This window comes from Rhizobium sp. BK008, assembly GCF_014197345.1.
Taxonomy (GTDB): domain Bacteria; phylum Pseudomonadota; class Alphaproteobacteria; order Rhizobiales; family Rhizobiaceae; genus Rhizobium; species Rhizobium anhuiense.
In genome coordinates this window covers 73,318-87,322 of the sequence record NZ_JACIFK010000004.1, presented here as the reverse complement: position 1 = coordinate 87,322, position 14,005 = coordinate 73,318, and the positions used below count along the sequence as shown (strand labels likewise).

Genomic DNA, 14,005 nt, shown 5'->3' with positions numbered 1-14,005 from the left:
CCGGCCGGTCGTTTTTTGATATTTCGCCGGTTGCCTCTCCCCCTTTCCCCTCCTATGTTCCGCCACACCTGCCGATGACGCAATCTATTGCCAAGAGGAGATCTGACATGGCTTTCGAATTGCCTGAACTTCCCTATGATTACGAAGCGCTTGCTCCCTTCATGTCGAAGGAAACGCTGGAGTTCCACCACGACAAGCACCACAAGGCCTATGTCGACAACGGCAACAAGCTCGCCGCCGAAGCCGGTCTTTCGGATCTCTCGCTCGAAGACGTCGTCAAGAAGTCTTTCGGCACCAATGCCGGCCTCTTCAACAACGCGGCCCAGCACTACAACCACATCCATTTCTGGAAGTGGATGAAGAAGGGCGGCGGCGGCAACAAGCTGCCGGGCAAGCTCGAAGCGGCCTTCACCTCCGATCTTGGCGGCTACGACAAGTTCAAGGCCGATTTCGCCAATGCCGGCGCCACCCAGTTCGGCTCCGGCTGGGCCTGGGTTTCCGTTAAGAACGGCAAGCTCGAGATCTCCAAGACCCCGAACGGCGAAAATCCGCTGGTTCACGGCGCCACCCCGATCCTCGGCGTCGACGTCTGGGAGCATTCCTACTACATCGACTATCGCAACGCCCGCCCGAAATATCTCGAAGCCTTCGTCGATAGCCTGATCAACTGGGACTACGTCCTGGAACGCTACGAAGAAGCCACGAAGTAAGCGGCACCGGACTCGCCGCCATGGTGGCGATGTCGCCCGCCTCTTAGAATTCAGCACCCGGCGTCTCAGGCGCCGGGTGTTTTGTTTTCACACAAAGCCGTCACATCCCTGTCACCGACCGCTCCTAATCACGCCCCCATGTCGTCTTCCGATTCTCCCCTGTTCCGCTTCGGCATCATCGCCGATCCGCAATATGCGGCGATCGCGCCGCATGTGGCCATGGATCGCCACTATGCCAACAGCCTCGCCAAGGTCGCCGAGGCGATCGAGACATTCAACGGTGAGGAACTGAGCTTCGTCATGACGCTCGGCGATGTCATCGACCGCAGCTTTTCAAGCTTCGACGATATCCTGCCGGTCTATCGGAAGCTCCGGCATGAGGCGCTCTTCCTGCTCGGCAATCATGATTTCTCGGTTTCGGCGGGGCATCTCTCCGAAGTTGCCGCGCGTCTCGGCATGCCGTCGCCCTATCACAGCTTCTTGCGCCACGGCTGGCGCTTCATCGTGCTCGACGGCAACGAGGTCAGTATCTTCGCGCCGCCCGAAGGCCATCCTCATCGCGCGTTGGCCGCCGAGATGCTGGCGGAGCTGCAGGCCAAGGGTGCAGCGAATGCCCATCGCTGGAATGCCGCGCTGAGCGACGAGCAATTCGCCTGGCTCGGCGATGAAATCGCAAAAGCGGCCGCGGCCGGCGAGAAGGTGATCGTCATGAATCACTATCCGGTGCATCCGCCGAGCGAGCATGGCATGTGGGACAGCGAACGCATCGTCGCGCTGCTCGCCTCACGCAGCAATGTCATTGCCTATCTCAACGGCCACGACCATGTCGGCAATTACGGCATGGCCGGCGCCTGCCACTTCGTCAATTTCAAGGGCGTGGTTGACACCGAGACCAAAAACGCTTTCGCGATCGTCGAGGTCCATGCCGACCGCATCGAAATCCGCGGCTTCGGCCGGGAAGAGAGCCGCACGCTGGCTTATTAGGTTGCTCGCTACTGTTTGATTTACGCGAGCAGCTGCCCCTCACCCTATAACCTTACCGGGGTCGAGACACGTGGCTCGATCCAGGCAGAGGTGCCGGCAGGCGGACGAGGGGCTGGTCTCGCCAACCTCATGGCCGGAATGTTAGGTGACACCGACGCCTGCTCGTACCTCGCCTCAGGCAGGCACAGCCTTCTCCGTCCAGCCGCTCGTCCACAATTCCCGCAGCCCATCGCCTTCACCCTTGAAGAAGCCATCGGCCTCCTCGCAGTGCTCCACCCGGTCACTGCGGAAATTGCGGATCGCCTGGCGCAGTTCGCACCAGGCGACGATATTGGCGGTCTGCGAATAATAGATCAGCGCGACCGGCCGGATCGTCCTTTCGCTGGCGCGACCGAGTTCGTCGCGGTAACCGAGCATCAGCTTGCGTTCGTCGCGGATCGCCCGGCGCACGATCGCCAGGTCCAAGCCCGCCGGCTGCGCGATGGAACCCCAGGCATAGAGCGCCTTGTTGTCCATCGCCTGGCGCAGCGGGGCGGGCACCGCGCCTGAAATCTTCCGGTTGACCCGGCGCGCCGCCTGTTTCAGTTCCTCGTCCGCCGTCCGGTCGAGCAGCGCCAGCGACAGCACGATCGCCTCCATCTCCTCGATCGAGAACATTAAGGGCGGCAGGTCGAAGCCCGGTCGCATGATGTAGCCGATGCCGCGCCCGCCTTCGATCGGCACCCGCATCGCCTGGAGTGCGGCGATGTCGCGATAGATCGAGCGCGCGGTCACTTCGAGCGTCTCGGCCATGTCAGCCGCCGTTATCGGCTTTCTTGCCAGCCGGAGGATCTGAATGATCTCGAAAAGCCGAGAGGCCTTGCGCATTTAACCTCTCCCATCCGCCACGCTCCTGACAGTACACTGTCAGTTGGGTTCCCGTATAGAGCCGCCTATCAGATTGAAATCAATCAGGGTCTTTGAAAACGGCCCGCAGAAATTCAAGGCGGTAACTGACATGAACTACCATGAAAACCTCTGGCTTTTCTTCACCCTTCTGTTCGGCATCATCATCGTGCCGGGCATGGACATGTTCTTCGTGCTCGCCAATTCGCTGACTGGCGGCGTCAAGCGTGGGCTGGCGGCAACCGGCGGCATCATGGCCGGGGGTGCGGTACATTCGGCCTATGGCGCGGCCGGCGTCGGCGTGCTCGTCACCATGCTGCCCCAGCTTTTCAACGTGCTGCTCTTTGCCGGCGTGGCCTACATGATCTGGATCGGGATTTCGCTGATCCGCAGCTCGATCACCGTCGAGGCGGTCGGGCCGGGAACGGCGCGCTCCGGCTGGCGCGCCTTCCGCCAGGGGGCCGTCACCTGTTTGGTCAACCCGAAGGCCTATATCTTCATGTTTGCCGTCTACCCGCAGTTCCTGAGACCGGAATATGGTCCGCTCTGGATACAGGGGCTGATCATGGGCGTCATGACTGTCGTCACCCAGTTCGCCATCTACGGCACACTGGCGATGACGGCCGGCCGCAGCCGCGACCTGCTCGTCGCCAACCCTGACGTCACGGCCTTTGTCGGCCGCTTCGCCGGACTGCTGCTGGTTGCGGTCTCCGCCTTCAGCTTCTGGCAGGGGTGGAAAAGCGCTTGAGCCGCTGCGGCCTATCACATTGTTTTTATGATGATCCGGCAAAACGTGACTGCCCGGACGCATGGATTTTGGCATGCTCCCGGTGCAGATTGGCCTTCGGCCACCCTGGCCGAGGAGAAATGGAGAGGAATATGAATTGGAAAGCAGTAGCTGCGGCCCTGGCGATGGCCGGCATGGCCGCCGGTTCGGTGACCGCCGCCGACGGCACTCATGATTCGCGCGTTGCGTTGATGAAGCAGATCGGCGGTTCGGCCGGGGCCTTGGCAGCCATCGCCAAGGGCACCAAGCCCTATGACGCCGAGGCAGTGAAGGCGGCGCTGACGACGATCGCCGCAACTGCCAAGGTCTTCCCCGACCAGTTCAAGCCGGGCACGGACACGAATGACGAAGGCGCGAGCCCGAAAATCTGGGAAAACATGGACGACTTCAAGGCGCGCGCCGCCAAGCTCTCCAGCGACGCTGAAACCGCGCTGGCTCAGCTTCCGGCCGATCCTGCGGCCGTCGGCGCCACGATGAACACGCTCGGCGCCAATTGCGGCGGCTGTCACAAGGCCTATCGCCTCAGCAAATGAGCGATAGGCCATTTTCATCTGGATACAGGATCCGCGCCGGCCTTGTCGCCGGCGCGGATCGCCTTATTCTCCGCCTGCGCAGATCGATCGGGGGATCGATCGACGCGGAAATCTCGGCAAAAGGGGAGGCGGCGCATGGTCCGCAGGTTCATCCGGTTATTGCTCTGTCTGATCGGCGTCGCCGTCCTCGGCGGAGGCGCCTTCTATCTCGTCACCGCACCCGATCCGCTGCCGGAAAGCCATTGGGCCAATCTCGGCGCGCCTGATACGGCAAACGGTGAGATGGTCTTCTGGGCGGGCGGCTGCGTCAGCTGTCATGCCGCACCCGGTTCCGAAGGTGATGCCAAGCTGACACTGTCAGGCGGCCTGGCGCTGAAGAGCCCTTTCGGAACCTTCCACGTGCCGAACATCTCACCCGATGAAAAGGCCGGTATCGGCGGCTGGACGCTTGCCGAGTTCGGCAATGCCATGAAGCGCGGCGTCGGCCCGGGCGGTCAGCATCTCTACCCATCCTTTCCCTATGCCTCCTATTCCCGGATGAGCGACAAGGACGTCAACGATATCTACGCCTTCCTGAAAACCCTGCCGAAGAGCGCAAACGTCGCGCCGCCGCATGAGCTGCCGTTCCCCTTCAATATCCGGCTTGCGCTCGGCGGCTGGAAGTTCCTCTATTTCAACGACCAGCCGCGCGTGGCGCTGGCAGAGAGCGACGACAAGATCAAGCGCGGGCAATATCTCGTCGAAGGTCCCGGTCATTGCGGCGAATGCCATACGCCGCGCGATGCGCTCGGCGGCTTTACGGCGGATCAATGGCTTGCCGGCGCTCCCAATCCGGAAGGCAAGGGCCGCATACCCGATATCACGCCGGCCTCCAAGAGCATCGGCGGCTGGAGCGAGGCCGATATCGCCAGCTATCTCGAAACCGGCTTCACGCCCGATTTCGATTCCGTCGGCGGCTCGATGGTCGATGTGCAGCAGAACATCGCCCATCTCCCGGCCGCCGACCGTGAGGCAATCGCCGCCTATCTGAAGGCCGTGCCGGGGCGTTAGTGGTGGGGCGAAGTCACTGCGGCCTGCAGTTGATAATATCTTTCTACGGGATTTCGCTTTGCCCGGCGGCGGCAGCGCTTTCCGCTTCGATATGTCGGTGCTAAACGGCGACGTTTGTATTTCAAGGACATATCATGAAAAGATTGCTTCGCCTGCTGCTGACGATCGCACTTGCGGTCGTGATTTTCACCGGTTTCCGCTGGTATCGCTATATCACCAACACCGACAGCCCCTATGATGAAATCGGCATCACGCTGAACAATGCCATGCCCGGCCCGATCAACAGCTGGGGCTGCGCCAAGCTGAAAATCACCTTTGCCGGTTCCCTGCCGCCATACGGCTGCGCCGCCGCTGACGGGACCCAGTGGAAATAACGGTGCCAACCGGGCGAGGGCTTTCGCGCGTTCACTTGGTTGCTTGGCGCCTTCGGAAGATCCCATGCTCTGTCTACAGGGAGGTGGGACCCGGCATGAGATCATAGGGATGGCGCCAGCCAGCCATGTTTCTGATCCGATCTTTCCAGGCTGCAATAGCCGGAAAGGCGCTGTGATCGATCCCGGTTTCCTCCGGCATGAAGACGTAGCCCGCCAAAGAGAGGTCTGCGATCGTCAGCCGGTCGCCGACCACGAAGGCCCGACGCGCCAGATGTTCGTCGACGATTGCGTAGGCAGCTTTAGCCCGCAGTCTTAAAAACTCGACGACTGGCGTCTCGCCGCACTTCTGCAGGCCATACATGAACCTCAGCGTCGCGTAATAGCTCGTGAATTTGTGGTTATCGAAAAGAATCCAACGCATGATGTCTCGTCGTTCTTCGGCTGTCTGCGCCCCGAAATGCCCTGTCACCTCCGACAAATAGTCAAGGATGATCCCCGATTGGCTGATCTTCGTTTGCCCATGTTCGAGCACAGGGGCTTCGCCCTGCTCGTTTATGGTCTTTCGCCATTCTTCGGTGCGCGTTTCGCCGCCCAGATAGTCAACGAAAGTGCTCTCCCACTCGATGCCGGCAAGTGCGAAGAAGAGCGCGACCTTGTAACAGTTCCCCGAGAGAGCAAAGCAATGTAGCTTGAAATCTGGCATGAAAGCTCCTCATGCAATTCGATAATTGTCGGTAGGCTGAAACCGGTTCTTGCATAAACCCGGCGGGCGCCTCGTGCCTGCCAGCCTTGAAGCGCGTCGCAATCTTTCAGATTCGTTCGTCGCGCTTTAGGGCTTTTTGTTAATGCATCCCGTTATCGCAACACCGCTCGCACCATGCCCGACGCGCTTCAGGCGATCGACTGCATGTAGCGCATGCCGGTTACCGGACGCGGGGTGAAATCCAGCTGTTCGTAGAAGCGGTGCGCCAGCACGTTTCCGGTCGCAGCACTGACGGAGAGGTAGCCGCAGCCGGCTTTGCGGGCGGTTTCGCGCGCCCGGTCGACGAGCAACTGGCCGGTGCCGTGACCGCGATGGCCGTCGCGCACGAACAGATGGTGCAGGTCCATGCCGCGCTTGCCTTCCTGCGCCCTGTAGAGCGGCACCAGAATGGCGTATCCGATCAGCCCTTCGGCGGTCTCGGCCACGAGCGCATGGATCCAGGGCAGCGGACCGAAGAGGTCGCGCTCCAGTTGCTCCGGCGTTGTCGCAGCCGCATCGCCATGATGGGCGGCGAGCAGGGCGATCATCTCGTTGAGCTCGGGCAGGTCGCGCGGCTTGGCGGCGCGGATCGTTACCACCGATGGGCGCATCAGTGAAATTTCGCTGTCTTCGATTTCGGTCATGGTCTTCGCGTCCTTTGATATTCTGCCGTCAGGACGCTGCCGATACAACAAAGCCGCCTGACGGCGGCTTGTTGACAATATGATCTTGTCCGGCCGCCCTTTACAGGTACAGCCAAAAATACGAGCGGCTCTGGTGCGCGTTTTTGATCATGGGCCATAGATCGTCGGAAACGCGGCCTTTGTCAATGGCGGATTAAGCCGCGCATTCGCTTTCATTAGAAAATGCTGTGAGGGGCTCGCGCGGCCATGATCGCATCGAATGTCGCGAGAAGGAGCGGCGCTGAACGACATCATCGGCATTGAGCCCTGGCTTTCCGCTTGATACTATACCCCCCTATGCTATATGGGAACCCACCATGTCCCACACCACCCTGCAGAAAAAGAAGCTCGTCGCCCGCATCAGCCGCCTGAAAGGGCAGATGGAGGCGGTCGAGCGTGCGCTCGAGGCTGAGCGCCCTTGCGGCGAAATTCTGCAACTGCTTGCCTCGATCCGTGGCGCGCTGACCGGGTTGACCGGCGAGGTGCTCGACGACCACTTGCGCGAACATGTGCTGAATGCCGCCAATGATGCGGCGAGGGCCGAGGCGGTCGAGGAAATATCGGAAGTCTTGAGAATCTATATTCGCTGAATGCCGTGAAGAAGGAGCCTGTAATGCGTGCCGGAATCGACAAGGCTGGAATGGACGCCCTGGAACACGACCATGTCTTCCTCGGCGCCGATCACACGCGCAATGAGCGGCGCATCTGGCTGGTGATCGCGCTGACGGCGGTGATGATGGTGGCGGAAATCGCCGCCGGCACCGTCTACGGCTCCATGGCCCTTGTTGCCGACGGCTGGCACATGTCGACCCATGCCAGTGCGCTGCTGATTTCGGCGCTCGCCTATCTCTTCGCCCGTCGGCAGGCGCGCAATCCGCGCTTCACCTTCGGCACCGGCAAGCTCGGCGATCTCGCCGGCTTTGCCAGCGCCATCGTCCTTGCCCTGATTGCCCTGCTGATGGCCTACGAAAGCCTGCTGCGCCTTTCTAACCCCGTGCCGATCGGTTTTGCCCAGGCGATTGCCGTTGCGGTCATCGGCCTTGCTGTCAACCTCGCCAGCGCCTGGCTGCTCGCCGGCGGCGGCCATGCCGCGCATGGCCATCATATGCACGGGCATGGCCAGCATGCGCACCATGGCCACCATCATCACGCTCACGGCCACCACGGACATGGCGATCACGGGCGCCATGGACATGGCGACCACGCCCACACCGCAAAGACCGGCGACAACAATATCCGCGCCGCCTATCTGCATGTGATCGCCGATGCCCTGACCTCGGTGCTCGCCATCGCGGCGCTGACGCTCGGCAGCCTTTACGGCTGGCTCTGGCTCGATCCCATCATGGGCATCGTCGGCGGGTTGGTCATCGCCAACTGGTCCTGGAGCCTGATGAAATCCTCGGGCGGCGTCCTTCTCGACGTCGTCCCCGAAGGCGAGACGCTGCCGACCGAAATCCGCGGCGCCATCGAGACCGAGGACGACCGGATCACCGATCTGCATGTCTGGCAGGTCGGCCCCGGCCATCATGCGGCAATCGTCGCCGTCCTCACCTCGCAGCCGCGCGATCCGGCCTTCTACAAGGGCAGGCTTTCGGCGCTGACGGAATTGTCGCATGTGACGGTCGAGGTCACCTGCGCCGCGTGACCAGTGCGGACGATAGAGGTCGCTCGGCGGGCGAAGAAGTCGCCGCGTTGACGACAAGTCGCCGCAATCGCTCCTTAGCTCTGTCCTCCCACCCGCCGGAGGATTTCATGGATCTCAGTTTGACCCGCCGCATGCTGCTCGGCTCGGCCCTTTGCCTGCCTGCGATGGGCCTGCCCGCGCTGGTGCTTCCCGCCAATGCCGAGGAGGGGACCAAGGAGGAGAATACCGAGAAGGGCGACGACGACATCCAGCACCGCCTTGCTGCGCTCGAAAAACGCACCGGCGGCCGTCTCGGCGTTTCGGTGCTCGACACTGAAACGAGCATCTCCTTCGGCTATCGCGGCAGCGAGGCCTTTCCGATGTGCAGCACCTTCAAGGCGCTGGCAGCAGGTTTCGTGCTGGCCCGTGTCGACAAGGGCGAGGAGAAGCTCGACCGGCGGGTGACTTATGGCAAGGACAAACTCGTCGACTATTCGCCGCTCAGCGAAAAACATGCGGGCACCGACGGCATGACCGTTGCTGAACTCTGCGAGGCGGCGGTGACCGTCAGCGACAATACCGCCGGCAACCTGCTGCTCGAAAGTTTTGGCGGGCCGGCAGGACTGACCGATTGGCTGCGCTCGATCGGCGATGGCACCACGCGTCTCGACCGCACCGAACCGACGCTGAACGAGGGCAGGAAGGGCGATCCGCGCGACACGACGACCCCGGAGGCGATGCTCGACACGCTCGGCAACCTGACGCTCGGCTCGGTGCTTGCCGAGGCTTCCTGCGACCGGCTGATCGCCTGGCTGGTGGCCAGCACCACAGGCAAGGAACGGCTGCGGGCCGGCCTGCCCCAGGATTGGAAGGTCGGTGACAAGACCGGCACCGGCCCGAACGGCACTCTCGGCGATATCGCCGTCATCTGGCCCCCGGATCGCGGCCCGATCGTCGCCGCCGTCTATATCGCCGAGGCGACCGCACCGGTGACGGAACTCAACCCGGTCTTCGCCGAAGTCGGCCGCATGATCGTCGAGATGGTGTGAATCGGGAAAATGCGAAGGGCATAATCGACAGCTGTCCGGTTCTCGCCGGAAAACCCCTCCCCAACCCCTCCCCACAAGGGGGAGGGGCTACCGTGCGGCGCCCGTTGCATTTCATTCCTGACGGCGCAGCATGTGGCGGCGTATTTTGGTGGCTGGATCCCGCAGCGGGTTAGTCCCTCCCCCTTGTGGGGAGGGGTTGCGGAGGGGTCTTTCTCAAACACGAGCAATTCGAAATGCTCCCGCTCAGGCGCCGGAAACGTCGCCTGCCGTCTCGGTGCCGTCGTCCTCATGCCGGCCATTTCGCTCTTGATCTGCTCGGCGATTTCCTTTTCGATCCGGCGCGCTGATCGTCCGGCATGAATTTCCGGATCAAGGCAGCGTATAGGCGATCACGTAGTCGCCGGGCTTCGTGCCGACCGAGCCGTGGCCGCCGGCGACCATGACGACATATTGTTTGTTGTCATCAGCCATATAGGTCATCGGCGTCGCCTGGCCGCCGGCGGGAAGCCGTCCCTGCCAGAGCTGCCGCCCACTCGTCACGTCGTAAGCGCGCAGATAGTTGTCGACCGCAGCCCCGAGGAAGGCGACGCCGCCCTTGGTCAGCATCGGCCCGCCGATGCCCGGCACGCCCACCTTGAAGGGCAGGGGCAGCGGCGTCATGTCATGCACGGTGCCGTTCTTGTGCATATAGGCGATCTTGCCTGTGCGCAGGTCGACGCCGGCGACATAGCCCCAGGGTGGCGCCTGGCAGGGGATTTTGAGCAGTCCGAGGAAGGGACCCATGAAGACGCCGTAGGGCGCGCCGTCATTGCGGTTGAGTCCCTGTTCGCTGCCCTTCTCGTCCTGGCCCCTCGGCGGAATGTCGGCCGCCGGCACCAGGCGCGAGGTGAAGGCGAGATAGGTCGGCATGCCGAACATGATCTGCCGCTCCGGATCCACCGCCACCGAGCCCCAGTTGAAGGTGCCGAAATTGCCGGGATAGACGATCGTGCCTTTGAGCGAAGGCGGGGTGTAGCGGCCCTCGTAGCGATAACGGTGGAAGTCGATGCGGCAGGCGAGCTGGTCGAACAGCGACACGCCCCACATGTCCTTTTCCTGAAGCGGCTCGGGCGAGAAGGTGAGATCGGAGATCGGCTGGGTCGGCGAGGTATGATCGCCGGCAACAGCGCCGCCCGGCGCCGGGATTTCCTTGACCGGAATGATCGGTTCGCCGGTCCGCCGGTCGAGCACATAGATATCGCCCTGCTTGGTCGGGCCGACCAGGGCGGGAACGGTCGTGCCGTCCTGCTTCGTCAGGTCGATCAGAACGGGCTGTGCCGGCACGTCCATGTCCCAGAGGTCGTGATGCACGGTCTGGCGCACCCAGCGCAGCTGGCCGGTGGCGATATCGAGCGCGACGATCGAGGAGGAGAATTTCTCGACATTGTCGCTGCGGTTGATACCAAGCTGATCAGGCACCTGGTTGCCGAGCGGGAGGTAGACCATGCCGAGCGCCTCGTCGACGCTGAAGACCGACCAGCTGTTCGGCGAATTGGTGGTATAGGTCTGCCCGTTGGCGAGCGGCGTCGTCACGTCGGGATTGCCGGAATCCCAGTTCCAGATGAGCGCGCCGGTATTGATGTCGAAGGCGCGGATGACGCCGGACTGCTCCTGGGTGGAGTAGTTGTCGTTGACCGCCCCGCCGATGATGATCTTGCCCGCCACCGCGACCGGCGGCGAGGTGGAATAATAATAGCCGGCCGGGTTGTAGCGCATGCCGGCTTCCAGATGCAGCACGCCCTGATCGGCAAAGCTGGTGCAGATCTTCCCGTCCGCCGCATCGAGCGCGATCAGCCGCGCGTCGGATGTCGGCAGGTAGACGCGCTCGGCGCAGGGCTGGCCGGCGGCAACGGCGGGATCGGCATAATAGGTGACGCCGCGGCAAGTCTGATGCTGCCGGTCGGGGTTCATGCCGGAGTTGGCGTCGTACTTCCATTTCTCCTTGCCGGTCTTGGCGTCGAGCGCGATCGCCCAATTATGCGGCGTGCAGAGATAGAGCGTGTCCTTCACCTTGAGCGGCGTTACCTGATAGGTCGTCTCGCCGACATCCTCCGGCCGCTTGACGTCGCCGGTCTGGTATCGCCACACCTCCTTGAGGGTGGAGACGTTTTCGGCGGTGATCTGGTCGAGCGGCGAATAGCGCTGGCCGAAGGGCGTGCGGCCGTATTGATGCCATTCGCCGTCCGGCACGCTGCCGCCGAAGGCGGGGCTGGCGGCGACCTTGTCGGTCGGCAGATCGCCGGCAAGATCGTGCGGATCTGTGGTCATCGAATAGAGGGCGACGAGAATGGCGAGGATGACGGGTATGGCGAGCGGCCAGGGATTGGCGCCGTAAGTGAAGCCGGTCGGGCTGCGCAGGCCGAGCGGCCGGCGGATCCAGGGCGTCAGCAGCCAGAGCCCGAGCAGGATGATCATGCCGCCGCGCGGCCCCAACTGCCACCAGTCGAAGCCGACCTCCCACACCGCCCAGCCGAGCGCGGTGACAACAAGCACCGCATAGACCCAGAGCGCCAGCGCCTTGCGCATCAGCAGCAGCCCGGCGGTGATCAGGAACATCAGCCCGGCGAACAGATAGAACACGCTGCCGCCGAGCGTGACGAGCCACAGCCCGCCGCCGCCGAGGGCCAGCCCGATGATGATGAAGAAGATGGAGGTGATGACGATCGCCATAAGGCTGTATCTCCCGCTGAGGTTCGCCGGGGTGAGGGATCGGCGGAAAAGTCCCGCCGATCAGCCAGATAGCGCGAAGGAGATGCCTTTCAACGGCCACAATTGCCGCAGGCTGTCGTCACGTTTTGGATACCCTGAACTGGGCTTGATGCTGGTTGTGAGGAGATGACGACGCCTGTTACGTCCCGCAGAAGGTCGCGAGCACCCGTTCATCCGGCTTCGGCGGTGCCCGATAGGCGGCAAAGCCCGGCTGATCCTCATAGGGTTTTGAAAGCACGGTCAGCAGCGCCTCGAACAGCGAGAAATCGCCGTTCTCGACCGCGGCCTCGATCGCCTGCTCGACCCGGTGATTGCGTGGAATGAAGGCCGGATTGACGCTGCGCATGGCAATGGCGCGCTCGGTGGCCGTCTGCGGATCGCGCGACAGCCGCTCGCGCCACTGCGCAAGCCAGGCGCCGCAGGCCTCCGGTTCGCGGAAACTCGCCGCAAAACTCGGCCCTGCCGCGTCATCGCCGGCAAGATCCGACAGCCGCCGGAAGGTCAGGGTGAAATCGGCGGCCTGCGTCTGCATCAGCGACAGCAGTGCCTGCACCAGTTCGAGATCGCCATCCTCTTGCCCGGCAAGGCCGATCTTCTCTAGCATGCCGGCCAGCCAATGCGCCTGGAAGCGTTCGCCATAATTCTTGATCACCACATTCGCCTTGTCGACGGCGCTGTCGGGATTGGCGTCGATCAGCGACAGCAATGTCTCGCCGAGCCTTGCGAGGTTCCATTGGCCGATGCCCGGCTGGTTGGCATAGGCATAACGCCCGTGCTGGTCGATCGACGAGAAGACGGTCGCCGGGTCATAGGTATCCATGAAGGCGCAGGGGCCGAAATCGATGGTCTCGCCGGAGACGGTCATATTGTCGGTGTTCATCACGCCATGGATAAATCCGACATGCAGCCAGCGGGCGATCAACGCCGCCTGGCGCTCCGAGACCGCATCGAAAAGCGCGAGATAGGGGTTCTCGGCCTCTTTCAGCGCCGGATAATGCCGGTCGATCACATAGTCGGCCAGCGCCCGCACGCCGTCGGTGTCGCCCCTGGCCGCGAAATACTGGAAGGTGCCGACACGGATATGGCTGGCTGCGACGCGGGTGAAGACCGCGCCCGGCAGCACCTCTTCGCGATAGACCGGCTCGCCTGTCGTCACCGCCGCCAGCGCCCGCGTGGCGGGAATGCCGAGCGCAAACATCGCCTCGCTGATGATATATTCCCTGAGCACCGGCCCGATTGCCGCCCGGCCGTCGCCGCGTCTTGAAAAAGGCGTCGGGCCCGCACCCTTCAGCTGGATGTCATAGCGCTTGCCGTTGCGGTCGATCACCTCGCCGAGAAGGATCGCCCGCCCGTCGCCGAGCTGCGGCGAGAAGCCGCCGAACTGATGCCCGGCATAGGCCATGGCCAGCGGTTCGGCCCCTTCGGGCAGGAGATTGCCGGAAAAGATCGCCGCACCGTCGCGGCGCAGGGCCTCGACGTCAAGCCCGAGCTCGGCGGCGAGCGGCTCGTTCAGCTTGATCAGCCAGGGCTCCGCCACCGGCGTCGGCGCCTGCGGCGCAAAGAAATGCTGGGGCAAGCCGACATAGCTGTTGTCGAACGGAAAGGCCGCACCGGGCCGGTTTGTCTGCAGGGCGGAGGTCATCACTCATAGGTAGGGCTAGGATGCATGCCGCGCAAGCCAGGGGATAAAGACCTTCACGAAGAACAGACAAATGCAAGGAATCGTGATCTGCCTTTACCTCTCGTCAAAGCAGCTTTGCCATAAAGGACATAGCGCCGCCATGATCACAGGCGTATAGCAAATCGTCTCCCCTTGGCCTTGCGCCATGTCATCTC

At 62.7% G+C, this 14,005-nt stretch carries 14 protein-coding genes; 9 read left to right on the top strand and 5 right to left on the bottom strand.

The genetic code is table 11. From position 1 onward, the window contains the following. Positions 1-107: 107 nt before the first annotated feature. Positions 108-710: a superoxide dismutase gene (locus tag FHT69_RS18180; RefSeq protein ID WP_008528928.1), complete on the top strand. Its 603-nt coding sequence runs from the start codon at positions 108-110 to the stop codon at positions 708-710. 138 nt (positions 711-848) lie between these two features. Further along, a complete protein-coding gene (locus tag FHT69_RS18175; protein WP_183905762.1) occupies positions 849-1,694 on the top strand; it encodes a metallophosphoesterase in 846 nt (281 codons plus the stop codon). Positions 1,695-1,868: 174 nt separating this feature from the next. Here the strand turns inward: FHT69_RS18175 and FHT69_RS18170 are convergent, their stop codons facing one another. After that, positions 1,869-2,561 (bottom strand): helix-turn-helix transcriptional regulator, encoded by a 693-nt coding sequence (locus tag FHT69_RS18170; protein WP_025570135.1) that lies wholly within the window; start codon positions 2,559-2,561, stop codon positions 1,869-1,871. A 130-nt stretch (positions 2,562-2,691) separates the two neighbouring features. Between FHT69_RS18170 and FHT69_RS18165 the strand changes: the two genes are divergently transcribed. The 4 genes from FHT69_RS18165 (at position 2,692) to FHT69_RS18150 (ending at position 5,323) form a co-directional block, all read left to right on the top strand. Beyond that, positions 2,692-3,327: a LysE family translocator gene (locus FHT69_RS18165; protein WP_183905761.1), complete on the top strand. Its 636-nt coding sequence runs from the start codon at positions 2,692-2,694 to the stop codon at positions 3,325-3,327. 131 nt (positions 3,328-3,458) lie between these two features. Further along, on the top strand, positions 3,459-3,899 hold the full coding sequence (locus tag FHT69_RS18160; RefSeq protein WP_025570139.1) for a c-type cytochrome: 441 nt from the start codon (positions 3,459-3,461) through the stop codon (positions 3,897-3,899). Between the two features lie 135 nt (positions 3,900-4,034). After that, the gene (locus FHT69_RS18155) at positions 4,035-4,949 is read left to right on the top strand and encodes a cytochrome c (RefSeq protein ID WP_097630670.1); all 915 of its coding nucleotides are present in this window, start codon (positions 4,035-4,037) and stop codon (positions 4,947-4,949) included. Positions 4,950-5,083: 134 nt separating this feature from the next. Next, positions 5,084-5,323 (top strand): hypothetical protein, encoded by a 240-nt coding sequence (locus FHT69_RS18150; protein ID WP_047614263.1) that lies wholly within the window; start codon positions 5,084-5,086, stop codon positions 5,321-5,323. A 73-nt stretch (positions 5,324-5,396) separates the two neighbouring features. On the opposite strand, the gene FHT69_RS18145 is transcribed toward FHT69_RS18150, so the two are convergent. Together FHT69_RS18145 and FHT69_RS18140 are read right to left on the bottom strand one after the other, a co-directional pair. After that, the gene (locus FHT69_RS18145; RefSeq protein ID WP_025570145.1) at positions 5,397-6,026 is read right to left on the bottom strand and encodes a glutathione S-transferase family protein; all 630 of its coding nucleotides are present in this window, start codon (positions 6,024-6,026) and stop codon (positions 5,397-5,399) included. A 188-nt stretch (positions 6,027-6,214) separates the two neighbouring features. Next, positions 6,215-6,709 (bottom strand): GNAT family N-acetyltransferase, encoded by a 495-nt coding sequence (locus tag FHT69_RS18140; protein ID WP_025570147.1) that lies wholly within the window; start codon positions 6,707-6,709, stop codon positions 6,215-6,217. Positions 6,710-7,065: 356 nt separating this feature from the next. On the opposite strand from FHT69_RS18140, the gene dmeR reads away from it, so the two are divergent. The 3 genes from dmeR to bla all read left to right on the top strand — a co-directional run bounded on the left by dmeR (position 7,066) and on the right by bla (position 9,421). Continuing rightward, positions 7,066-7,338 carry a Ni(II)/Co(II)-sensing transcriptional repressor DmeR gene (gene dmeR / locus FHT69_RS18135; RefSeq protein WP_025570150.1) on the top strand — a complete coding sequence of 91 codons (273 nt, stop codon included), beginning with the start codon at positions 7,066-7,068 and terminating at the stop codon, positions 7,336-7,338. A 23-nt stretch (positions 7,339-7,361) separates the two neighbouring features. Beyond that, positions 7,362-8,393, top strand: a complete 1,032-nt coding sequence (gene dmeF, locus FHT69_RS18130) for a CDF family Co(II)/Ni(II) efflux transporter DmeF (RefSeq protein WP_183905760.1) — start codon at positions 7,362-7,364, stop codon at positions 8,391-8,393. Positions 8,394-8,500: 107 nt separating this feature from the next. Further along, complete coding sequence (gene bla, locus FHT69_RS18125) at positions 8,501-9,421, top strand: class A beta-lactamase (protein WP_183905759.1); 921 nt, start codon at positions 8,501-8,503, stop codon at positions 9,419-9,421. Between the two features lie 369 nt (positions 9,422-9,790). On the opposite strand, the gene FHT69_RS18120 is transcribed toward bla, so the two are convergent. Continuing rightward, positions 9,791-12,130, bottom strand: coding sequence for a glucose/quinate/shikimate family membrane-bound PQQ-dependent dehydrogenase (locus FHT69_RS18120; protein ID WP_183905758.1), 2,340 nt, complete (start codon positions 12,128-12,130; stop codon positions 9,791-9,793). Positions 12,131-12,308: 178 nt separating this feature from the next. After that, positions 12,309-13,811 carry a protein adenylyltransferase SelO gene (locus FHT69_RS18115; protein ID WP_183905757.1) on the bottom strand — a complete coding sequence of 501 codons (1,503 nt, stop codon included), beginning with the start codon at positions 13,809-13,811 and terminating at the stop codon, positions 12,309-12,311. Between the last annotated feature and the right edge of the window lie 194 nt (positions 13,812-14,005).

Excerpts from the sequence above, each read along its gene's own strand:
- FHT69_RS18180 (WP_008528928.1), top strand. The coding sequence starts at position 108 with ATGGCTTTCGAATTGCCTGAACTTCCCTATGATTACGAAGCGCTTGCT.
- FHT69_RS18175 (WP_183905762.1), top strand. The coding sequence starts at position 849 with ATGTCGTCTTCCGATTCTCCCCTGTTCCGCTTCGGCATCATCGCCGAT.
- FHT69_RS18170 (WP_025570135.1), bottom strand. The coding sequence starts at position 2,561 with ATGCGCAAGGCCTCTCGGCTTTTCGAGATCATTCAGATCCTCCGGCTG.
- FHT69_RS18165 (WP_183905761.1), top strand. The coding sequence starts at position 2,692 with ATGAACTACCATGAAAACCTCTGGCTTTTCTTCACCCTTCTGTTCGGC.
- FHT69_RS18160 (WP_025570139.1), top strand. The coding sequence starts at position 3,459 with ATGAATTGGAAAGCAGTAGCTGCGGCCCTGGCGATGGCCGGCATGGCC.
- FHT69_RS18155 (WP_097630670.1), top strand. The coding sequence starts at position 4,035 with ATGGTCCGCAGGTTCATCCGGTTATTGCTCTGTCTGATCGGCGTCGCC.
- FHT69_RS18150 (WP_047614263.1), top strand. The coding sequence starts at position 5,084 with ATGAAAAGATTGCTTCGCCTGCTGCTGACGATCGCACTTGCGGTCGTG.
- FHT69_RS18145 (WP_025570145.1), bottom strand. The coding sequence starts at position 6,026 with ATGCCAGATTTCAAGCTACATTGCTTTGCTCTCTCGGGGAACTGTTAC.
- FHT69_RS18140 (WP_025570147.1), bottom strand. The coding sequence starts at position 6,709 with ATGACCGAAATCGAAGACAGCGAAATTTCACTGATGCGCCCATCGGTG.
- dmeR (WP_025570150.1), top strand. The coding sequence starts at position 7,066 with ATGTCCCACACCACCCTGCAGAAAAAGAAGCTCGTCGCCCGCATCAGC.
- dmeF (WP_183905760.1), top strand. The coding sequence starts at position 7,362 with ATGCGTGCCGGAATCGACAAGGCTGGAATGGACGCCCTGGAACACGAC.
- bla (WP_183905759.1), top strand. The coding sequence starts at position 8,501 with ATGGATCTCAGTTTGACCCGCCGCATGCTGCTCGGCTCGGCCCTTTGC.
- FHT69_RS18120 (WP_183905758.1), bottom strand. The coding sequence starts at position 12,130 with ATGGCGATCGTCATCACCTCCATCTTCTTCATCATCATCGGGCTGGCC.
- FHT69_RS18115 (WP_183905757.1), bottom strand. The coding sequence starts at position 13,811 with ATGACCTCCGCCCTGCAGACAAACCGGCCCGGTGCGGCCTTTCCGTTC.